This is a genomic window from Leisingera sp. M527 (assembly GCF_025141525.1).
Classification (GTDB): Bacteria; Pseudomonadota; Alphaproteobacteria; order Rhodobacterales; family Rhodobacteraceae; genus Leisingera.
Genome location: NZ_CP081037.1, coordinates 415,387 through 437,470, shown reverse-complemented (window position 1 = coordinate 437,470; position 22,084 = coordinate 415,387). Strand labels below are relative to the sequence as shown.

Below are 22,084 nucleotides of genomic sequence, written 5' to 3'. Positions count from 1 at the left end.
TACAAAGGCACCCCATGACCCTGAACCCCACCCTGGCCGCCGTCACCGACCGTATCATCGCCCGCAGCGAGGCCACCCGCTCGGCCTATCTGGAGCGGATGGCTGCTGCCCGCGGCAAGGGACCTGCGCGGGCGCATCTGTCCTGCTCCGGCCAGGCCCATGCCTATGCCGCCACCGGGGCGGACCAGCAGACACTGGCCCAGGGCGCCAAGGGTCATCTGGGAATTGTCACCGCCTATAATGACATGCTGTCGGCGCATCAGCCGTTTGAAACCTACCCGGCCCTGATCCGCGACGCTGTGCGCCGGGCCGGCGGCACCGCCCAGGTGGCAGGCGGGGTGCCTGCCATGTGCGACGGCGTCACCCAAGGCGAGGCCGGCATGGAGCTGAGCCTGTTTTCCCGCGACACCATTGCCATGGCAGCAGGTATAGCGCTCAGCCATAATGTATTCGACGCCGCGGTCTTTCTTGGTGTCTGCGACAAGATCGTACCGGGGCTGGTGATCGGCGCGCAGGCGTTCGGCCACATCCCGGCGGTTTTCCTGCCGGCAGGTCCGATGACCAGCGGTCTGGCGAACGATGAAAAAGCCAAGATCCGGCAGAAGTTCGCATCCGGGGAGATCACCCGCGAAGACCTTCTGAAGGCCGAGATGGCCGCCTATCACGGCCCCGGCACCTGCACCTTCTACGGCACCGCCAACACCAATCAGATGCTGATGGAGTTTATGGGCCTGCACCTGCCCGGCTCCTCTTTTGTCACCCCCGGAACGCCGCTGCGCGAGGCGCTGACGGTTGAGGGCGCCAAACGCGCGTTGTCGCTCAGTGCATTGGGAAACAACTACACCCCGGCCTGCCACGTGCTGGACGAGAAAGCCTATGCAAACGGCATTGTCGGGCTGATGGCCACCGGCGGTTCCACCAACCTGCTGATCCACCTGATCGCAATGGCCCGTGCGGGCGGCATCCTGCTGGACTGGCAGGATTTTGCAGATCTGTCCGAAGCTGTACCGCTTTTGGCAAAGGTCTATCCCAACGGCCTTGCCGACGTGAACCATTTCCACGCGGCCGGCGGTCTGGGCTACATGATCGGCGAACTGCTCAAGTCCGGCTGCCTGCACCCCGACACCAAAACCGTGGCGGGCGACGGGTTGGAGAACTACGTGATGGAGCCGTTCCTGTCGGAAGACGGCCTCACCTTCCGCCCCGGTCCGGAGCAAAGCCTGAACGACGCGGTGCTGCGCCCGGCAGACGCACCGTTCCAGGCAACCGGCGGGCTGAAGCGGCTGACCGGAAACCTGGGCACGTCGGTGATCAAGGTCTCGGCAGTGGCCAAGGAACATCAGGTGATCGAGGCCCCCGCCCGCGTCTTTCATGACCAGGAAGAAGCCAAGGCCGCCTTCAAGGCAGGCGAGCTGACCGGCGACGTGATTGTTGTGGTGCGCTTCCAAGGCCCCAAGGCCAACGGCATGCCGGAATTGCACAGCCTGACCCCGATGCTGGGCATCATGCAGGGCAAGGGGCAGAAGGTGGCACTGGTCACCGACGGGCGGATGTCCGGGGCCTCCGGCAAGATCCCCGCCGCGATCCATGTGGTGCCCGAAGCGCTGGATGGCGGCCCGATTGCCAAACTCCAGGACGGCGACATGCTGCGGCTGGATGCGGTGCGCGGCACGATGGAAGTCCTCACCGAAGGGGTGCTGGAGCGCGATACCGCCACTGCCGACCTCAGCGCCTATCAGCACGGCACGGGCCGTGAGCTGTTTTCCCTGTTCCGCCGCTCGGTCGCTTCGGCCGACGAAGGCGCCAGCGTTTTTGGAGTTTAGTATGACGCGGATAACCCCTCAGGACGCCAGCCTGCGCACATGCGGGATCTGCACCCTGGCCCCGGTGATGCCGGTGCTGGTGGTGGAGGATGCGGCCCATGCCCGCCCCTTGGCCGAAGCGCTGGTGGCAGGCGGCCTGCCAGCGCTTGAGGTCACCCTGCGCACAGGTGCCGCGCTGGACGTGATCCGCGAGATGGCACAGGTGAAGGGCGGTGTGGTCGGGGCCGGCACGCTGATTACCCCCGAAGACGCCGAAGCCGCCAAGGAGGCCGGCGCGCAGTTCGGTGTCTCCCCAGGTGCGACGGATGCGCTGCTGGACGCCTGTGAAACCATCGGCTTGCCGCTGTTACCCGGTGCCGCGACAGCAACCGAGGCGATGCGGCTGCTGGCGCGCGGTTATGGGATGCTGAAGTTTTTCCCGGCTGAAGCCTCAGGCGGTGCGCCCGCGCTGAAAGCGATCGGCGCGCCCTTGCCGCAGATCTCCTTCTGCCCCACCGGCGGCATCAGCCCCGCCAATGCGGAAACCTATCTGAGCCTGCCCAACGTGGTTTGCGCCGGCGGCAGCTGGGTGGCGCCTGCCGATCTGGTCAAGGCTGGCAACTGGGCCGCAATCGAAGCAATCGCGCGGGACGCAAGCCAGCTCGGCAAGAGTTAGGTTACCGCAAAATCCACCGGTCAGCTCTGCTCCTGCCATGACCGGCGGCCGTTTCACGGCCCGTAGTCATTCCGCCGTGTCCCCGCGGGGACAGCGGTGCAAAAGATCAGCCCAGGGCCTGCACGATATCCGTTGGCAACCGGTCATGATGCCTGCGCGCCACCAAATCCAAGGTCGTTTTGATAGGCAAACAGCGCCGGCAGCCCGCCGGTGTGCAGCAGCAGCACCTTCTGGCCCTTGCGGATGCTGCCCTCCTCCAAGAGGCCAAGCAGCCCGGCGAATGTCTTGGCAGAATAAACCGGATCCAGCAGGATCCCCTCTGACCTTGCCATGCGCTGCAGCGCAGCGCAGGTGGCGGGGCCAGCGCGGCCATAGCCCGGGGCAAGCGCACCGTCCCAAGTGAGAATATCATCGCGGCCAAAGGGACGCGGAATGCCCATCAGATCGGCCAGCGCATCCGCCACGGCCTCCAACCGCGCTTTCTGCAGCGCAGCGTCACGGCGCACGCAGATGCCAAAGACCGGCGCGGTGATGCCCGCAAGACGCACTCCGGTCAAAAACCCGGCGTGGGTCGCTCCGCTGCCCGACGGCACCACGGCGGCATCAAAACCGCCAATCTGCGCTGCCAGTTCCGCCCCGCCCTGCACATAGCCCAGCGCGCCAAGCGGCGGATGGCCAAGGCCAAGCGGGATGATGTAAGGGCTGCGGCCCTCGGCGCGCAAGTCTTCGGCGCGGGCTTCCAGGGCGGTATCTGCGCCGGCTTCATCCTCGCCCTCCGGATAGCTCATAACTCCGGCGCCAAGGATGTCCGACAGGAAGATATTGCCTGAACTATGGTAGAGCGGATCCATATCCGGCACCCGCTCCTCTCGCTGCAGCACCGCTTGCATGCCGTATTTCGCAGCCGCGGCGGCGGCAGTGCGGGCAAAATTCGATTGCACCGCGCCGGTGATCAGGATGGTGTCGGCTGCAGCCGCGCGCGCCGCACCGATGTAAAACTCCAACTGGCGGGTCTTGTTGCCGCCGAAGCTGAGACCGGTCAGGTCGTCGCGCTTGATCCACAGGTCGATATCCAGCTCTGCGGACAGCCGGTCGAGACGTTCCAGAGGTGTCGGGCCTCCCAGCAGAATTGCACGCGGGAAGGCAGAGAGGAGCGTGTCGGTCCGGGGCATGGCAGTCTCCTTTGACGGGGCCGGGCAAAGCGGGCGGCTTGCAGTCAGGCCCAAACTCAGGCTGTACGCAATTTGCAATCCTGGCAAGCCGGCGCAATCGCGGCCCGGGCGAGGCCGCCGCCGGCAAAGATACCGGCACGCCCAAACCGCTCCAGTCCGCTGATCCTTTCGCGGCGAGCCCGTAACCAGGTCTGCTCTGCACAGATCGGGCGCCGCGCGCAGGTTGCTTTCCAGGCACGCCGCCCCCATCTCCCCTGCAACACGTTGAAAATCAAAGGACCCGCGCCATGGAAACTTCCGAAGCCCGCCCCGCCCTCCGGGTGGATATCATCTCGGACGTGGTTTGCCCGTGGTGCGCGGTGGGGTACAACCAGCTGGCCTTTGCCGCCCGCCGCGCCGGAGCGGTTCTCGACATCCACTGGCAGCCGTTTGAATTGAACCCGGACATGGCGCCGGAAGGCGAGGACCTGCGTGAGCATCTGGCCGCGAAATACGGCAGCACGGCGGAACAATCGGCGCAGGTGCGGGCGCAACTGACAGAACTGGGGGAGGCCTTGGGCTTCACCTTCCACTTCTTTGACGGGATGCGGATATACAACACGTTCCAGGCGCATCAGCTGATCGAATGGGCAGAGGAACGCGGCAAGGGCCATGAGATGAAACAGGCGCTTCTTGGGGCATATTTCACTGATGGCAAAGATGTCTCGGATCCGGAGGTTCTGACGCTGGCTGCCGGGAACCTAGGCCTGGACGGCTCAGAAGCCCGTGCTGCGCTGGACAGCGGCAAACATGCCGACAGCGTGCGCCAGCGCGCAGCGTTCTGGGTAAACCAGGGCATCCGCGGCGTGCCAGCGATGGTGTTCGATGGCCGCCATCTGGTGACCGGCGCGCAAGGGGTCGAGAACTACGCCAGTATTCTGGAGCAGCTAGGCGACACCGGGAGCAAAATGCGCTGAGGGCGGCGCCCGCTCATGGGGGCGGACGGGCGGTTAGTTTTTCTTCGAACAGCTTAAGCTTGCGGCAGGCACTGGGTGATTGCGGCCTCCAGCTTATCCACCACTTCTGCGATCTGTTCCTCGGTGATGATAAACGGCGGGGCCAGCAGGATGTGGTCGCCGTTCTGACCGTCGCGGGTGCCGGACATCGGATAGCAGATCAGACCGGCCTGAAACGCTGCCTTCTTGATGCTCTTGGCCAGACCCAGCGCCGGATCGAAAGGTTCCTTGGTTTCGCGGTCGGCCACCAGCTCGACCCCGCGGAACAATCCGCGGCCGCGGATATCGCCGACGTTGGGGTGCTGGCCGAAACGGTCCTCTAGTGCTGCCTGCAGCTTTGCACCCATTTCGGCGCAGCGCTGCACCAGCCCGCGCTCCAGCATCGCCTTGACCACGGCAAGCCCCGCAGCGGTGGCCACCGGGTGGCCGATATAGGTGTGGCCGTGCTGGAAAAAACCGGATCCGTGCTCAATCGCCTCATAAATCTGCCGGGTGCAAAGCATCGCACCAATCGGCTGATAACCGGCGCCCAGCCCCTTGGCGATGCACAGGATATCCGGCGCCACGCCGTCGGCCTCGCAGGCAAATAGATGGCCGGTACGGCCCATGCCGCACATGACCTCGTCCAGGATCAATAGCACGCCGTACTTGTCGCAGATCTCGCGGATACGTTTGAAATAACCCGTAACCGCAGGCACCGCACCTGAGGTGGCACCGACCACCGGTTCCGCCATGAAGGCCATTACGGTCTCAGGGCCAAGGCGGAGGATTTCCGCCTCCAGCTCATTTGCCACCCGCTGGCCATAGTCAAAACTGCTCTCTCCCTCAGCCCTGCCAACATATTCGTAACAGGCCGAGATATGCGAGATGTCGATCAGCAGCGGTGCGAATTGGGTGCGGCGCCATTCATTGCCGCCTGCGGCCAGCGCCCCAAGGGTGTTGCCGTGGTAGCTTTGCTTGCGGGCGATGATGCGGCAGCGCTGCGGTTCGCCGCGTTCCAGGTGGTACTGGCGGGCCAGTTTGATCGCCGCCTCAGTCGCCTCGGAACCGCCGGAAACAAAATACACCCGGTCAATATCACCCGGCGCGTGGGCCACCAGCAGATCCGCCAGTTCCTCGGCAGGGTCCGAGGTGAGGAAGCCGGTATGGGCAAAGGCCAGCTTGCCGACCTGATCCTGTACCGCTTTGATCACATCGGCGTCGGAATGGCCGAGGCAGGACACCGCGGCACCGCCGGAGCCGTCGAAAAAGCGCTTGCCGTCTGCATCGATCAGATAGCAGCCCTCGCCGGACACGGCGGTGGGCAGCGCGGCTTTCGTGTGGCGGGGAAAGACGTGAGACATGATCAGCACTCCTTAAGGCGATGGCCCGCATCCCGCGCGGCCTGGACGAAGGCGGCAACCGAGGCTGCATTGTCGGCCAGCAGCCCGCCTTCCGGTGTTTCGATGTTATTCTCAAATCCGATTCGCGCATCCCCGCCTGCGGCGATGGCGGCCAGCAGGCAGGCGTGCTCGTGGCGGCCAAAGGCGCAGACAGTCCAGTTGAGACGCAGATCCGCCGCTGCGTCACGAAAGGCCGCAAGCCCGTCAGGGTGCGCCAGCACCGGCGGGGTGTATTTGCCCAGAACAAAGATCGCATCGCGCATCGCACCGGGCACGGTGCCGTCCTGATACCATACGTGCAGCTGAGCGATGCAGTCCGGACCATACAGGATGTGCTGCACCCGCGTCCCCGCCTCTGCGCACAGCGCATAGGCCCGCGTAGCGATGCTGGTGTCCCGTGCCATTTCCCGGACGGAAACCGAAGCCGCGGCAGGGCGCAACGCCTCCAGGCAAGTAAACTGGGCAGAAGTGTCATAGACACCGGCGCTTTCGGTGGTGATCTGCACCGCCATCCCCGGCGCGCTTTCCCGCACCGCATCAAGGGCTTCGCGGTAACGGCCCGCATCCAGCGAATGACGCCCCGCATCGTCGCGCACATGCAGATGCAGGGCCTGGACGCCGGCCGCATAACAGGCTGCAGCCGCCGCTGCCGTCTGCTGCGGTGTCACCGGCAATTCAGGATGATCGCCGCGCCCGCGGCGGGCCCCGTTCGGGGCCACCATCAATCTGTATTCCGCCACCGGTTACCTCCTTTGCGGTCCGCCCAGCCGCGACTCGCGCCCAGGATGCCTGCAGCTTGCCCCTTTGGGACATCCGCTCTCAAGCCGGTAACTTCAGAACATTTGTTCCAGGGCAATCCGCAGCCGGCGCCGCGCCCTAATTCGCTGAACCGGACGTCTCTGGACCTAAGCAAGCACATGCTCTGGCCCTAACGAATTCCCGGAATCTGACGTTTCTGGTACATAATACGCCTCTGAAGCCCTGTAGGGTTCCGGGCAGCCTGATTCACTTCTAACGCCGAAAGGACATGTCATGGACGGCACGTTCAACGAAAACGATCTCTCCCGTGTGGTCGAGGCCGACAAGGCCCACATGTGGCATCACCTGTTCCAGCACAAGGCGCTGGAAACCACTGACCCGCGCATCATTGTCGAGGGCAAGGGCATGCGCGTCTGGGATCAGAACGGCAAGGAGTTCCTGGATGCGGTGTCTGGCGGTGTCTGGACCGTCAACGTCGGCTATGGCCGCGAAAGCGTCTGCAAGGCCGTCTACGAACAGATGATGAAGATCTGCTATTTCGCCAACTCGGCCGGTTCAATCCCGGGCGCGCTGTTTGCCGAAAAGCTGATCGAGAAGATGCCGGGCATGACCCGCGTCTACTACACCAACTCCGGATCCGAGGCCAACGAGAAGGCCTTTAAGATGATCCGCCAGATCGCCCACAAGAAATACGGCGGCAAGAAAACCAAGATCCTGTACCGCGACCGCGACTATCACGGCTCCACCCTGGCGACCATGTCGGCGGGCGGCCAGGACGAGCGCAATGCGCAGTACGGGCCCTTTGCGCCGGACTTTGTCCGCGTGCCGCACTGCATGGAATACCGCAAGCATGAACTGGGGCTTGAGCACCTTTCGGGCCGCGAGTTCGGCATTGCCGCGGCAGACGCGATTGAGGAAGTGATCCTGCGCGAAGGCCCGGAAACCGTTGGCGCCCTGTGCCTGGAGCCGGTGACCGCAGGCGGCGGTGTCATCGAGGCGCCCGAAGGTTACTGGGAGCGCGTGCAGGAGATCTGCAAGAAGCACGACGTGCTGCTGCACATCGACGAAGTGGTCTGCGGCGTCGGCCGGACCGGCAAATGGTTCGGCTACCAGCAGTACGGTATCAAGCCGGACTTCGTGACCATGGCCAAAGGCGTGGCTTCGGGCTATGCGGCGATTGCCTGCATGGTGACCACCGAGGAAGTGTTCAACATGTTCAAGGAAGATGCCTCGGATCCGATGGGTTATTTCCGCGACATCTCGACCTTTGGCGGCTGCACCGCCGGTCCCGCCGCAGCGCTGGAAAACATGAAAATCATCGAAGACGAAAACCTGTTGGACAACTGCAATGCCATGGGCGAGCGGATGCTGGGCAATCTGCGCGCACTGATGGAAAAACACGCAGTTATCGGCGATGTGCGCGGCAAGGGCCTGTTCCTGGGCGCCGAGCTGGTTGCCGACCGCGAAACCAAGGAGCCGGTGGACGAGAAACTGGCCCAGCAGGTTGTTGCGGAATGCGGCGCGCAGGGCGTGATCATCGGTGTCACCAACCGCTCGCTGCCGGGCCGCAACAACACCCTGTGCTTCAGCCCGGCGCTGATCGCCACCGCAGACGACATCGACCAGATCTGCGATGCGGTCGACAAGGCTTTGACCAAAGTATTCGGCTGACATCTCTCCCTGTTGGACGATCAAACTGCGCCCCGGAATTTCCGGGGCGCTTTTTCGTTTTAAGTGCTGGCGCCTAGACCAGCCGCACGGCAACCCCGCCATCCACGGCCATTGGCGTTCCAGTCACAAAACTGGACCGGTCCGACAACAGGAACACCGCGGCCTGGGCAATTTCGGACGGGGCGGCCATCCGCTTCATCGGGTGCAGCCCGGCGATAAAGCTGTGCGTCTCCGGATCGTCGCCGGCCATCGCAGTCTTGGTGCCGCCCGGCAGCAGGGCATTCACCCGGATGCCTTCCGCCGCATGATCAGAGGCCAGCGACTGGACCAGTCCCACCAGCCCGGCCTTGGACGCGGCATAGGCCCCCATGCCCGGCATGCCGCCGTTGCTGACGCCGACAAAGGATCCGGTAAAGACAATCGACCCGCTGCCCCGCGCCCTCAGCGCCGGGATCTGCGCCTTGGCCGAATAAAACGCCCCTGTCAGATTGGCTGCGATTACCGCGTTCCAATTGGCGGCGTCCATATGCTCCACCGGTCCCACATCGCCCATCATGCCCGCATTGTTGAAAGCCCCGTCCAGCCCGCCGAATTCTTCCACGGCAAGAGCCACCAGGTTTGCCGAATAGGCTTCGCTGGTGACATTGCCGGCAAGACAGGCCGCCTTGCCGCCGCTTTGGTTGATCTGCCCGGCAAGGGTCCGCAGTTCGGACTGCCGCCGGGCTCCCAGCACGACATTGGCCCCTTCTGCTGCAAACAGCAGTGCCGCGGCGGCGCCAATGCCGCTGCTGGCGCCGGTAATGATGAGTGTCTTGTTTTTCAGTTCCATCGTCAAAGCCTCCATTGGTTAGCAGGCTTTGACCTAAGCGCCCCACCCAGCTGCGCTCGACCCGTTTCTTGCGCTTACACCGTGGGAAAGCCCCGCAACCGCAAGAAACGGGTCAGATGCGGCTGGATTGGCTGCCGAACCAAAGCAAGCCGCAGATTTCCTGAAACTGGCCCTAAGTCCAGATTGCGCCGCGTTTAAGTCCACCCTAAGGTGGCGCGCATGGGCATTTCCGTCGATACCTTTTTCCTCAACCCTGACGCCCAGGGCACTCTGCAAGCGCAGATCCAGGAAATGATTGCCGAGGGCATTCTGTCCGGCCGGTTCCGGGTCGGGGAAAAACTGCCGTCCTCTCGCAAACTGGCGGCGCATCTGGGGATCAGCCGGATCACCGTGACGCTGGCCTATACCGAGCTTTTGGCCAATGATTACCTTACCTCGCGCGGGCGGTCGGGTTATTTTGTTTCCGACAATGCGCCGGTGCCGCCCTCCTACACGCCGCAGCAGAAGTCCGGCGATGCGATGGATTGGGGCAAGGTGCTGGCGCGCAGCTTTACCGGCGGCGACACCCCGCGCAAACCCCAGAACTGGCGCGAGTACCGCTATCCGTTCATCTACGGGCAAGCCGATGCCTCGCTGTTCGACCATGCCAACTGGCGGCTGTGCGCGCTGCGGGCGCTGGGGCAGAAAGATTTTGCCGCGCTGGCAAATGATTATTTTGACCAGGACGATCCGCTGCTGATCGAATACATCGCCCGCCACACGCTGCCGCGGCGTGGGATCACTGCGCGGCCTGAAGAGGTTTTGATCACCCTGGGCGCCCAGAATGCGCTGTGGATCACCTGCCAGCTGCTGTTGAACCGCAGGCGGCGGGCTGCGGTGGAGGATCCGGCCTATTACACCCTGCGCGACCAGGTGGTGCAGACCCGCTGCCAGGTGGACTGCATTCCGGTCGATGACGGCGGGATGCCGCCCGAGCAGATTTCGCAAGACACCGATGTGATCTTTTGCACCCCAAGCCATCAAAGCCCGACCACCTTCACCATGCCGATGGAACGGCGCAAGGAGCTGCTGCAGAGGGCCAGCGAAATCGACGCCGTGATCGTCGAGGATGACTACGAATTCGAGATGTCCTTTCTGGGGGCGCCTTCCCCTTCGCTGAAGTCTCTCGATACCGAAGGGCGGGTGATCTATGCCGGCAGTTTTTCCAAGTCGCTGTTTCCCGGGCTGCGGCTTGGGTATCTGGTCGGCTCGGAACCGTTTATCCGCCAGGCCAGGGCCTTGCGCGCCAGCGTGCTGCGGCACCCGCCGGGCCATGTGCAGCGCACCGTCGCCTATTTCCTGTCGCTGGGCCACTACGACGCCCAGATCCGCCGTACCGCCAAGGTACTGCATGACCGCCGTGCCGTGATTGAGGATGCCATCAGCAAGCACGGCCTCACCATTGCCGGCGTCGGCAGCTTTGGCGGCTCGGCCCTGTGGATGCGGGCACCGGAGGGGGTGGATACCACCGCTGTTGCAGAACGGCTGAAGGAAAAGAGCGTTATCATCGAGCCCGGCGCACCGTTTTTTGATGCCGAGCACCGACGGCAGAATTATTACCGGCTTGGCTATTCTTCGATTCCCGTCACAAGGATCGAGCCTGGCCTGGCATTGATTGCCAAGGCACTGAAGCAAGGCTGAATCCAGAAGCCCGCAGCGAATGACGCGGCAAATGATACCAAACGTATCATTTGCCGCGCCAGCTGCATTCATGCGCCTGTACAGCGTGACCGGCTGAAGCGTATATGAAAATCCCCCTTTGCTATTTTCATCACGCCAGTTTTGGACCTATCCGGGCCTGATAACTGGCCCTAACCCGGCCTCCCCCCGCCCCCTAAACCAGAGTCAATTCCCGGCACTGCGCCCGGGGGAATTCCGCGTCTCACTCAGGAGAACCCGCCATGAAAATGACCACCGAAGAAGCCTTCGTCAAAACCCTGCAAATGCACGGCATCGAACACGCCTTTGGCATCATCGGTTCGGCCATGATGCCGATTTCCGATATCTTTGAGCCGGCAGGCATCACCTTCTGGGATTGCGCCCACGAAGGTTCGGGCGGCATGATGGCGGACGGTTACACCCGCGCCACCGGCAAGATGTCGATGATGATTGCCCAGAACGGCCCCGGCATCACCAACTTTGTGACCGCCGTGAAAACCGCCTACTGGAACCACACCCCGCTGCTGCTGGTCACCCCGCAGGCCGCGAACAAAACCATGGGTCAGGGCGGTTTCCAGGAAATGGAACAGATGCGCATGTTTGCCGACTGCGTCTGCTACCAGGAAGAAGTGCGCGACCCCTCCCGCATGGCCGAAGTCCTGAACCGCGTGATCATGCAGGCCAAGCGCAACTCGGCGCCGGCCCAGATCAACGTGCCGCGCGACTACTTCACGCAAGTGATCGACATCGACCTGCCCGCAATCGTCGACTTTGAACTGCCCTCCGGCGGCGCGGATGCGGTGAGCCAGGCGGCTGAGCTGCTGTCGAACGCCAAGTTCCCGGTCATCCTGAACGGTGCCGGCGTTGTCATCGGCGGCGCGATCCCCGCGTCCATGGCCCTGGCCGAGCGTCTGGATGCCCCGGTCTGCGTTGGCTACCAGCACAACGACGCCTTCCCTGGCTCGCACCCGCTGTTTGCTGGTCCGCTGGGCTATAACGGCTCCAAGGCCGGCATGGAGCTGATCTCCAAAGCTGACGTGGTGCTGGCACTCGGCACCCGCCTGAACCCGTTCTCGACCCTGCCCGGCTATGGCATCGACTATTGGCCGACCGACGCGAAAATCATCCAGGTTGACATCAACCCGGACCGCATCGGCCTGACCAAGAAAGTCTCCGTGGGCATCGTTGGCGACGCAAAAACCGTTGCAGACACCATCCTTGGCCAGCTGGCAGACACTGCAGGCGACGCGGGCCGTGATGAGCGCAAGGCGCTGATCTCGCACACCAAGTCGGCTTGGGCCCAGGAACTGTCCTCGATGGACAGCGAGCAGGACGATCCCGGCACCACCTGGAACCAGCGCGCCCGCGATGCCAAGCCCGACTGGCTCAGCCCGCGCCGCGCATGGCGTGCGATCCAGGCCGGCCTGCCGAAAGACGCGATCATCTCCTCGGACATCGGCAACAACTGCGCCATCGGCAACGCCTACCCGTCGTTTGAAGACGGCCGCAAATACCTGGCCCCCGGCCTGTTCGGCCCCTGCGGTTACGGCCTGCCGGCGGTTGTCGGTGCGAAAATCGGCTGCCCGGACGTTCCGGTTGTCGGTTTCTCGGGCGACGGCGCATTTGGCATCGCAGTCACCGAGCTGACCGCAATCGGCCGCGAGGAATGGCCCGCCGTGACCCAGGTTGTGTTCCGCAACTACCAGTGGGGCGCGGAAAAGCGTAACTCCACCCTGTGGTTCGACGACAACTTTGTCGGCACCGAGCTGGACCAGCAGGTCTCTTACGCCGGGATCGCCAATGCCTGCGGCCTGAAAGGCGTGATTGCCCGCACCCAGGACGAGCTGACCGACGCCCTGCGTCAGGCCTGCGAAGACCAGAAGAAAGGCATCACCACCCTGATCGAAGCGATGATCAACCAGGAACTGGGTGAGCCGTTCCGCCGCGACGCGATGAAGAAACCGGTCGCCGTTGCTGGCATCAGCAAAGACGACATGCGTCCGCAGCAGGTCTGAACCTGATGCCCCTGCCCTTTGACCTTTCAATGGGCCAGGGGGCCTATCTGGCCGCCGCGTTACTCGCGGCGGCCGTCATCCGCGGCTTTTCCGGCTTCGGGTTTTCCGCGATCTTTATCATTCTGGCAGCGCTGACCACCAATCCGCTGCCGCTGATCCCGGTGGTGTTTTCCTGCGAAATCGCCATGACCATTTTTCAGGCACGCGGCATCCGCCCGCATATCGACTGGCGCCGCGCCTTTGCCCTGCTGGCCGGTGCCGCCGTCGCCACTGTTCCCGCCATCGCCATCATGGCCCGGCTGGGCGAGTACGAGGCGAGGCTGGCGATCTCCTGCCTGATCCTGGTGCTGAGCCTGGTATTGCTAAGCGGCTGGCAGCTGGAACGCCCGGTGGGGCGCAATGGCACCGCGGGCGCCGGCGCCATCGCAGGCATCGCCAACAGCGCCGGTGTCGGCGGCCTGCCGGTGGCGGCCTTCCTGACCGCGCAACCGGTGCCGCCTGCGGTGTTCCGCGCCACGATGATCGTGTTTCTGACCGGCATCGACCTGATGGCGCTGCCGGTGATGGCCGCAAACGGGCTGGTAGGCCCGGAAACGCTAACCGGCATTTTGCTGGCCTTTCCCATTCTGGGGCTTGGCATCTGGGCCGGCTCCCGCGGTTTTCATGCGGTTTCGCAAAGACTGTTCCGGCGCGCGGTGGTGCTGATGCTGACCGCCTTTTCGCTGATCAATATTGCGCGGCTGGCGTTCTGAACGCCCGACGCCCCGAACCGCAGCTACAGGACCAATGCCCGTGACCAAAACACTCTCGCCCCTCAAACTGCTGCAGGCCGAAGCCCCGGCCGCCCGTCCTGTTGTTGCCCTTAGCGAAGGCACTGACCCCCGCGTCGTGGCGGGTGCCCTGGCCGCGCATCAGGCCGGTATCGCCGATGTGATCCTGATTGGCCCCCAAGCCGACGTCACCGCCGCCCTGCAAGCCGAAGGTGCCAGCGCAAGCAAGGGCGTCGCGGTTCATGACCCGGCCACATCCGGGCTGACCGAGGCCTTCGCGGCTGAGTACCACAGCCTGCGCAAGCACAAGGGCGTGGACGCCGCCGCCGCCCGCGCAGCGGCCGAAACCCCGCTGGTCTATGCCGCCATGCTGGTGCGTTTGGGCCATGCCACCGGCACCGTCGGCGGCGCGGTCCACACCACCGGCGACGTGGTGCGCAGTGCCATTCAGGTGATCGGCATGGCGCCGGTTGCGGGCATGGTCTCCTCCTTTTTTCTGATGTACCCGCCCGAAGGCGCCCCCGATGGCGCCCGGGCGATGCTGTACTCTGATTGCGGCCTGGTGATAGATCCGAACCCGGCTGCGATGGTCTCGATCGCCGCCGCCTCGGCCCGGTCCGCGCAAGCGCTGCTGCGGGTGGATCCGAAACTGGCCTTCCTCAGCTTCTCCACCAAGGGCAGTGCCAAACATCCGGCGGTGGATAAGGTGACCGAGGCGCTGAGCCTGTTTCAGGACGCCCACCCTGATCTGCAGGCCGATGGCGAACTGCAGTTCGACGCCGCCTTTGTGCCCGCAATCGGGGAACGCAAATCGCCCGGATCCAGCGTTGCGGGCAAGGCCAATGTGATGATCTTCCCCAATCTGGATGCCGGCAACATCGGCTATAAGATCACCCAGAGGCTGGGCGGTTACTCCGCCATCGGCCCGGTTCTGCAGGGGCTGGCAAAACCCGCCAACGACCTGTCGCGCGGCTGCAACGCCGAAGACGTCACCCAGATTATCGCCGTCACCATCCTGCAGGCCGCAGGCGCCCCGGGTCCGGATATTTGAACCATCCTCCCAAAAACCCGAACCCTCGCAGAACACTATTCCCAAATTGAGGCTTTCCGTCATACGGTCGCCCGAAACACCCAACAGGACCCGCCCATGACCCATCAGCAGCCAATCCTGAACACGTCGCCCAAGGTCTCGGACGAGATCCGGCAGACCACCTGCTACATGTGCGCCTGCCGTTGCGGCATCAACGTGCATATGAAAGACGGCAAGGTCGCCTATATCGAGGGCAACCGCGACCACCCGGTGAACAAGGGCGTGCTCTGCGCCAAAGGGTCGGCCGGCATTATGCAGGTCAACGCGCCGTCGCGCCTGAAAGCGCCGATGATCCGCACCGGCCCGCGCGGCTCGGGCCAGTACAAGGAAATCTCCTGGGACGAGGCGCTGGCGATTGCAGTGGGCTGGCTGGAGCCGGTCCGCCACGAGGCGCCCGAGCAGCTGGCGTTCTTCACCGGCCGCGACCAGTCGCAAAGCTTCACCAGCTTTTGGGCGCAAAGCTTCGGCACCCCGAACTATGCGGCGCACGGCGGTTTCTGCTCGGTCAACATGGCGACCGCCGGCATCTACACCATGGGCGGCGCGTTCTGGGAGTTCGGCCAGCCCGACTGGGACCACACCAAGCTGTTCATGCTGTTCGGTGTGGCCGAGGACCACGATTCCAACCCGATCAAGATGGGTCTGGGCAAGATCAAGAAACGCGGCGCGCGGGTGATCGGGGTCAATCCGATCCGCTCAGGCTATAACGCGATTGCAGACGAATGGGTCGGCATCACGCCGGGCACCGACGGGCTGTTCATCCTGTCGATGATCCACGTGCTGATGAAGGCCGGCAAGATCGACCTCGACTATCTCAGCCGCTACACCAACGCGCCGGTGCTGGTGAATGCATCTGAAGGCCCGGACAAGGGCCTGTTCCTGCGGGACGACGACGGCAAGATGCTGGTGATCGACCGCACCACCGGTAAGCTGACCCCGTTCGACCAGCCCGGCGTGCGGCCCGATCTGTCGGCAGTCTATGAAAAAGACGGCATCACCCACCGCCCGGTCTTCCACCAGATGGCCGAGCGCTATCTGGCCGATGAATACGCCCCCGAAGCCATCGCCGACAAATGCGGCATCCCGGCCAAGCGCATCCGCGCCATTGCGGGCGAGCTGGCCCGCGTCGCCTTTGACGAGGCGTTTGAGCTGGATGTGGAATGGACCGACTTCCGTGGTGAAAAACACACCAAGATGACCGGCCGCCCGGTCTCCATGCACTCGATGCGCGGGGTGTCGGCCCATGCCAACGGTTTCCAGACCTGCCGCGCGCTGCATGTGCTGCAGATCCTGCTTGGCACGGTTGAGGTCCCCGGCGGCTTCCGCTTTAAACCGCCCTACCCCAAGCCGGTCGAGGCACACCCGACCCCGCATTGCAAGGCAACCCCCGATACCCCGCTGGACGGCCCGCACTTGGGCTTTGTCCGCGGACCGGAACATCTGGCGCTGAAGGAAGACGGCAGCCCGGCGCGGATCGACAAGGCGTTCACCTGGGAAAACCCGATGTCGGCGCATGGGCTGATGCACATGGTGATCTCCAACGCGCATGCGGGCGACCCTTACAAGATCGACACGCTGTTCATGTATATGGCCAACATGTCGTGGAACTCCTCCATGAACACCAAAGGTGTGATGGAGATGCTCACCGACAAGGATGAAAACGGCGACTACAAGATCCCGCACATCATCTACTCGGACGCCTATTCGTCCGAAATGGTGAGTTTTGCCGACCTGATCCTGCCCGATACCACCTATCTGGAGCGCCACGACTGTATTTCGCTCTTGGACCGCCCGATCTGCGAGGCGGATGCGGCAGCCGATGCCATCCGCTGGCCAGTGATAGAGCCGGATCGCGACGTGCGCGGCTTCCAGACGGTGCTGATCCAACTGGCCAACCGGATGAAACTGCCCGGCTTCACCAACGAGGACCGCACCGCCAAGTGGAAAGACTACGCTGACTACATCGTCAACCACGAGCGCAAGCCGGGGATTGGCCCGCTGTCCGGTTTCCGCGGCACAGACGGCAGCAAAACCGGCCGCGGCGAAGTGAACCCGGAACAGCTGAACCAGTACATCGAAAACGGCGGCTTCCATGTGGCCCACATCCCCGAAGAGGCAGGGTATTACAAACCCTGGAACACGGCCTATCAGGACTGGGCCGTGGACATGGGTATCTATGACAGCCCGCAACCCTATCTGTTCCAGCTGTACGTTGAGCCGATGCGCAAGTTCCAGCTCGCCGCCGAAGGCCATGGCGAGCGCCAGCCGCCGGACCATTTGCGCCAGCGGGTCAAGGACGTGATGGACCCGCTGCCGATCTGGTACGAGACCGATCAGCAGGGAAACGAGGGCTTCACTGTCAACGCGCTGACCCAGCGTCCGATGGCAATGTACCACTCCTGGGGCACCCAGAACGCCTGGCTGCGCCAGCTGCACGGCCGCAACCCGCTGTATGTTCCGACCAAACTGATGCGCGAGAACAGCCTGCAGGACGGCGACTGGGCCAAGGTCACCTCGCCGCATGGGTCGATCACCGTGCCGGTGATGGAGATGGCGGCCTTGAACGACAATACCGTTTGGACCTGGAACGCCATCGGCAAGCGCAAAGGCGCCTGGGCGCTGGAAGAGGACGCACCGGAGGCCACTAAAGGCTTCCTGCTCAATCACCTGATCCACGAGCTGCTGCCGCCCAAGGGCGACGGCATGCGGTGGGCCAACTCGGACCCGATCACCGGCCAGGCGGCCTGGTTCGACCTGAAAGTCAAAATCGAAAAGGCCGCCGCCCCGGCTGACCTGCAGGAAAGCCAGCCGGCCTTCCCTGCTCAGGAGTCGCCCGTTGGCACCGGCCCGAAAGAACTGAAGTGGAAAGTAGGCAAATGACGGGCGCAATTTTCTTCGAAGAAAATTGCCAAGAAAATTCGAATTTTCTTGGCTCCGCAAGCCGCACACGGAGTACGCAATGACTGAGCTTCCCGCCAAGACCGACCGCAAAATGGGTCTGGTCATCGACCTGGACACCTGCGTCGGCTGCCATGCCTGTGTGATTTCCTGCAAAGGCTGGAACACCGAAAACTATGGTGCCCCCCTATCGGACCAAGACCCTTATGGCAGCGACCCTTCGGGCACCTTCCTGAACCGGGTGCATTCCTATGAGGTGAAGCCCACCCCCTGCAGCAGCCAGCCGGACCCGGCAGCGCAGCTGATCCATTTCCCCAAGTCCTGCCTGCACTGCGAGGACGCGCCCTGTGTCACCGTCTGCCCCACCGGCGCCAGCTACAAACGGGTCGAAGACGGCATCGTGCTGGTGAACGAGGACCACTGCATCGGCTGCGGCCTGTGTGCCTGGTCCTGCCCTTACGGCGCACGCGAATTGGACCTGGCCGCAGGTGTGATGAAAAAATGCACACTTTGCGTGGACCGGATCTATAACGAAAACCTGCCGGAGGTGGACCGCGTCCCCTCCTGCGTGCGAACCTGTCCGGCAGGCGCGCGTCACTTTGGCGACCTTGGCGATCCCGGCAGCGATGTCTCCAAACTGGTGGCGGAGCGTGGCGGCATGGATCTGATGCCGGAAATGGGCACCAAACCGGTGAACAAATACCTGCCGCCCCGGCCCAAGGACACGATCGAAGAAGAGATCGACATCCTCGCCCCGCTGCTGGCCCCAGTCGCTGAAGAACCTCAGGGGTTCCTGGGTTGGCTGGACAAGGCACTCGACAAAATTCCAGGTCAATCTTCAGGCCGATCTTCAGGGGGGGCGAACTGATGCATCCCGCACCATCTGTCATCATCTTCACCACCCTGTCGGGGCTGGGCTTTGGCCTGCTGGCCTTCCTTGGCCTCGGCCAGCCCGCAGTGACCGGCACGGTGGCTTTTGTCTTTTACGCCATCGCCTTTGGCCTGGCTTGCGGCGGCCTAATGGCCTCTACCTTCCACCTTGGCCGCCCGGAGCGTGCATGGCGCGCTTTCACCCAGTGGAAAACCAGCTGGCTGTCGCGCGAGGGTGTCTGTGCCGTTGGCGCCCTCATCGTCATGGGGCTTTATGCGCTTGGCGCGGTGTTCCTGGACAGCCAGTGGACGTTGCTGGGCTGGATCGGTGCCGCTCTCAGCCTTGCCACGGTATTCACTACCTCGATGATCTATACCCAGCTTAAAACCATCCCGCGCTGGAATATGGAACTGACACCGGTGATGTTCATGTCCTTCAGCCTGGCAGGCGGCGCCTTGCTGGCAGGGGCCGAGGCCGTGGCGCCCTGGCTGCTGGCCATCGCAGGTGCTGTGCAACTGGCCTATTGGGCCAAGGGCGACCGCGCGCTGGAGGCCTCCGGCACCGACATCGGCACTGCCACCGGCCTCGGCGAGCGCGGCGCGGTCCGTGCGTTTGAGCCGCCGCACACCGGGTCGAACTACCTGTTGCGCGAATTTGTGCATGTGGTGGGCCGCAAACACGCGCAGAAGCTGCGGATGATTGCATTTGTGCTGGGATTTGCCCTGCCCCTGCTGCTGATCCTGACCCCGGTTCAGGGAGTTCTGGTCAAACATCTGTTTGCTGCTCTCGCGGTCATTTCGCACATCGCAGGCATCGCCGTATCGCGCTGGCTGTTCTTTGCGCAGGCCGAACATGTGGTCGGCCTCTACTACGGCAAGCGCTGACATCTTCCGGGGCGCCCACTGCGGCGCCCCGATTTATTTCGTGTATTTTTACGGCGGCATGTCACAAACGGCCTTGCTGTCTCGTCCTGTTCCTGAAGCCATCTGAAAAGGAACAGAATGATGACCCAGCGCCTTGATTACTTCGCCGCCGCCCCCGACTTGTTTCAGCCGATGCTGGCGCTTGAAGCCACGCTCAAAGACAGCGGGCTGGAACACAGCCTGATTGAATTGGTGAAACTGCGGGCCTCGCAGATCAACGGCTGCGCTTACTGCATTCACATGCACACGCATGACATGCGCTCGAAGGGTGAGAGCGAAGACAGGATGCATCTCCTGAATGCCTGGCGCGAGTCCTCACTTTATTCCGCGCGGGAACAGGCCGCCCTGGCTTGGACCGAAGCCCTGACAAGGATTGAAACCACCGCAGCGCCGGACGCGGATTATGATCTGGTCGCACAGCAGTTTTCGCCCCGTGAACAGGCGGCGCTGACACTGGTGGTGTCCACCATCAACGCCTGGAACCGGATTGCAATCGGCTTCCGCACCCCGCATCCTGCCGGACAGGAGGCAACTGCCGCGTGATTGCAAACCCCGAAACGGAGGAAACCGATGCGTTTCTGAAGGCGCGGCCGCGACTGTTTGCGGCCGCCTACCGGATGCTGGGCAGCGTAAGCGACGCCGAGGACATCCTGCAGGACGCCTTTCTGCGCTGGCAGACAGCCCCGCAGGCGCAGGTGCAGGATCCGGCCGGATATCTGATGCGGATCACCACGCGTCTGTGCCTGGACCAGCTGAAGTCGGCCCGCGCCCGGCGCGAGACCTACCCCGGCGAATGGCTGCCCGAACCGATTCTGACAGAAGACGCGACCGAGCTTCTGGATCACGATGTCACCGTTGCCCTGCTGCTGGCGCTGGAAACCCTGTCGCCGCTGGAACGCGCCGCCTTTCTGCTGCACGATATCTTCGACAGCGCCTATGAGGACATTTCCGCAGCGCTGAACCGAACCCCGGAGGCCTGCCGCCAGCTCGCGGCAAGGGCCCGGCGCAAGGTGCAGCAGCTTCGGCCGCATGCCCCCGCAGACCCGGAGCAGGGACGCGATCTGACCGAAGCCTTTTTCCGCGCATCCAAGACCGGCGACACAGCGGCGCTGACCCAGCTGCTGACCCAGGAGGTTCAGCTGATCTCCGATGGCGGCGGCAAGGCAATGGCGGCCCTCAACCCGATCTACGGGCGGGATAAGGTGCTGCGGCTGCTTGAGGGGCTTGCCCGCAAATCCGGCCGCAGGACGCAGGACCGCTGGCGGTTCTGCCAGTTGAACGGCCTGCCGGCCATATTGAACAGGGCAGAGGACGGCATTCTGCAAGCAACAGCGCTGGAAATCCGGGATGGCCGGATTTCCAGGATCTACGTGACCCGCAATCCCGACAAGACGCGGCATCTGGCCGAAGCACTGGATTGAGCGGGCGGGAGGGGCCAGCCCCTCTTGCCCCTCAAGGGGCAATTCACCCTGGAGTATTGAAGACCAGAAAGAAGCAAACAGGGCGGTGCTCCATCGGAGGCCGCCCTTGATTTTGTGACAGTGACCCGAGATTTACAGCAGGCCGGCATGCCTCATGGCAGCGTCGATAGCGGCCTTGGTGCTGTCTTCCAGCGTGGTCAGCGGCGAGCGGACTTCTTCGCTGCACATGCCGAGTTTCGACAGGCCGTATTTGGCGCCAGCCAGGCCCGGCTCGATGAAGATCGCTTCATGCAGCGGCATCAGCTTGTCCTGGTACTCCAGCGCCAATGCATAGTCGCCTGCAAGGGTCGCGGCCTGGAATTCGGCACAAAGTTTCGGCGCCACATTGGCGGTGACCGAGATGCAGCCCACGCCGCCATGGGCGTTGAAGCCCAGCGCGGTGGCGTCTTCGCCGGACAGTTGCACGAAATCCGCACCGCAGGAGGCGCGCTGCTGGCTGACACGGGCCAGATCGCCGGTGGCATCCTTCACACCCGCAATGCGCGGCAGCTTGGCCAGCTCGCCCATGGTCGCGGGCGTCATGTCGACGATCGAACGGCCCGGGATGTTGTAGATGATGATCGGCAGTTCCGCGCAGTCATGGGCTGCGGTAAAATGCTGCACCATCCCGCGCTGGGTCGGCTTGTTGTAATAGGGGGTCACCACCAGCGCCGCATCGGCGCCGGCCTTTTTGGCAAACTCGACGAATCGAATCATCTCGACGGTGTTATTGGAGCCGGCACCAGCAATCACCGGCACCCGGCCGGCCGCCGCCTTGACCGTTTCCGCGATGACCAGCTCGTGCTCGTCATGGGTCAGCGTCGGGCTTTCGCCGGTGGTGCCGACGGGCACAAGACCAGTGGAGCCTTCGGCAATCTGCCATTCCACCAAGCGTTTGAGCGCATCCAGATCCAGCTCGCCGTTCGAAAACGGGGTGACGAGTGCTGGCATAGAGCCTTTGAACATGGGCACGCTCCCTTTGCTGCAGGTGCAGGCGGCAATCCGCCGCCGTCAAGATATAGAATGCCGGGGATTTGAGTTGATACCGGCACGCCAATGAGTAACGTTCAAGC

At 63.5% G+C, this 22,084-nt stretch carries 18 protein-coding genes; 13 read left to right on the top strand and 5 right to left on the bottom strand.

Going from position 1 to position 22,084, the window contains the following annotated elements; translation table 11 throughout:
• Positions 1-14: 14 nt before the first annotated feature.
• Together edd and eda are read left to right on the top strand one after the other, a co-directional pair.
• Positions 15-1,823 (top strand): phosphogluconate dehydratase, encoded by a 1,809-nt coding sequence (gene edd, locus K3555_RS02255; protein WP_260007221.1) that lies wholly within the window; start codon positions 15-17, stop codon positions 1,821-1,823.
• Between the two features lies 1 nt (position 1,824).
• Positions 1,825-2,478: a bifunctional 4-hydroxy-2-oxoglutarate aldolase/2-dehydro-3-deoxy-phosphogluconate aldolase gene (eda, locus tag K3555_RS02250; protein ID WP_260007220.1), complete on the top strand. Its 654-nt coding sequence runs from the start codon at positions 1,825-1,827 to the stop codon at positions 2,476-2,478.
• Positions 2,479-2,621: 143 nt separating this feature from the next.
• Here the strand turns inward: eda and K3555_RS02245 are convergent, their stop codons facing one another.
• Complete coding sequence (locus K3555_RS02245) at positions 2,622-3,650, bottom strand: D-cysteine desulfhydrase family protein (protein WP_259994927.1); 1,029 nt, start codon at positions 3,648-3,650, stop codon at positions 2,622-2,624.
• A gap of 287 nt (positions 3,651-3,937) precedes the next feature.
• Here K3555_RS02245 and K3555_RS02240 point away from each other — a divergent pair, with 287 nt between their 5' ends.
• Positions 3,938-4,606 (top strand): DsbA family oxidoreductase, encoded by a 669-nt coding sequence (locus tag K3555_RS02240; protein WP_260007219.1) that lies wholly within the window; start codon positions 3,938-3,940, stop codon positions 4,604-4,606.
• Between the two features lie 53 nt (positions 4,607-4,659).
• Here the strand turns inward: K3555_RS02240 and K3555_RS02235 are convergent, their stop codons facing one another.
• Positions 4,660-5,988, bottom strand: coding sequence for an aspartate aminotransferase family protein (locus K3555_RS02235; RefSeq protein WP_260007218.1), 1,329 nt, complete (start codon positions 5,986-5,988; stop codon positions 4,660-4,662).
• Between the two features lie 2 nt (positions 5,989-5,990).
• Positions 5,991-6,767 carry a 3-keto-5-aminohexanoate cleavage protein gene (locus tag K3555_RS02230; protein ID WP_260007217.1) on the bottom strand — a complete coding sequence of 259 codons (777 nt, stop codon included), beginning with the start codon at positions 6,765-6,767 and terminating at the stop codon, positions 5,991-5,993.
• Between the two features lie 292 nt (positions 6,768-7,059).
• Between K3555_RS02230 and K3555_RS02225 the strand changes: the two genes are divergently transcribed.
• Positions 7,060-8,457 (top strand): aspartate aminotransferase family protein, encoded by a 1,398-nt coding sequence (locus K3555_RS02225; protein ID WP_259989655.1) that lies wholly within the window; start codon positions 7,060-7,062, stop codon positions 8,455-8,457.
• Between the two features lie 73 nt (positions 8,458-8,530).
• On the opposite strand, the gene K3555_RS02220 is transcribed toward K3555_RS02225, so the two are convergent.
• Positions 8,531-9,286 (bottom strand): SDR family oxidoreductase, encoded by a 756-nt coding sequence (locus tag K3555_RS02220; RefSeq protein ID WP_260007216.1) that lies wholly within the window; start codon positions 9,284-9,286, stop codon positions 8,531-8,533.
• Between the two features lie 219 nt (positions 9,287-9,505).
• Between K3555_RS02220 and K3555_RS02215 the strand changes: the two genes are divergently transcribed.
• The 9 genes from K3555_RS02215 (at position 9,506) to K3555_RS02175 (ending at position 20,972) form a co-directional block, all read left to right on the top strand.
• The gene (locus K3555_RS02215) at positions 9,506-10,966 is read left to right on the top strand and encodes a PLP-dependent aminotransferase family protein (RefSeq protein WP_259994941.1); all 1,461 of its coding nucleotides are present in this window, start codon (positions 9,506-9,508) and stop codon (positions 10,964-10,966) included.
• Positions 10,967-11,226: 260 nt separating this feature from the next.
• Complete coding sequence (xsc, locus tag K3555_RS02210) at positions 11,227-12,999, top strand: sulfoacetaldehyde acetyltransferase (protein ID WP_259994943.1); 1,773 nt, start codon at positions 11,227-11,229, stop codon at positions 12,997-12,999.
• A 5-nt stretch (positions 13,000-13,004) separates the two neighbouring features.
• Positions 13,005-13,751 (top strand): sulfite exporter TauE/SafE family protein, encoded by a 747-nt coding sequence (locus K3555_RS02205; protein WP_260007215.1) that lies wholly within the window; start codon positions 13,005-13,007, stop codon positions 13,749-13,751.
• 34 nt (positions 13,752-13,785) lie between these two features.
• The gene (gene pta, locus K3555_RS02200; RefSeq protein ID WP_409201670.1) at positions 13,786-14,820 is read left to right on the top strand and encodes a phosphate acetyltransferase; all 1,035 of its coding nucleotides are present in this window, start codon (positions 13,786-13,788) and stop codon (positions 14,818-14,820) included.
• Positions 14,821-14,916: 96 nt separating this feature from the next.
• Entirely contained in the window at positions 14,917-17,739 is a 2,823-nt protein-coding gene (locus K3555_RS02195; RefSeq protein WP_260007213.1) for a molybdopterin oxidoreductase family protein, read from the top strand.
• Between the two features lie 79 nt (positions 17,740-17,818).
• A complete protein-coding gene (locus K3555_RS02190) occupies positions 17,819-18,625 on the top strand; it encodes a 4Fe-4S dicluster domain-containing protein (protein WP_259994952.1) in 807 nt (268 codons plus the stop codon).
• Positions 18,625-19,512, top strand: a complete 888-nt coding sequence (locus K3555_RS02185) for a DmsC/YnfH family molybdoenzyme membrane anchor subunit (protein WP_260007212.1) — start codon at positions 18,625-18,627, stop codon at positions 19,510-19,512. The genes K3555_RS02190 and K3555_RS02185 overlap by 1 nt, the downstream gene beginning before the upstream one ends.
• A gap of 120 nt (positions 19,513-19,632) precedes the next feature.
• A complete protein-coding gene (locus K3555_RS02180; protein WP_259992542.1) occupies positions 19,633-20,094 on the top strand; it encodes a carboxymuconolactone decarboxylase family protein in 462 nt (153 codons plus the stop codon).
• Entirely contained in the window at positions 20,091-20,972 is an 882-nt protein-coding gene (locus K3555_RS02175) for a sigma-70 family RNA polymerase sigma factor (RefSeq protein ID WP_260007211.1), read from the top strand. The genes K3555_RS02180 and K3555_RS02175 overlap by 4 nt, the downstream gene beginning before the upstream one ends.
• A gap of 132 nt (positions 20,973-21,104) precedes the next feature.
• On the opposite strand, the gene dapA is transcribed toward K3555_RS02175, so the two are convergent.
• Positions 21,105-21,977, bottom strand: coding sequence for a 4-hydroxy-tetrahydrodipicolinate synthase (gene dapA, locus K3555_RS02170; RefSeq protein ID WP_260007210.1), 873 nt, complete (start codon positions 21,975-21,977; stop codon positions 21,105-21,107).
• Positions 21,978-22,084 lie beyond the last annotated feature (107 nt).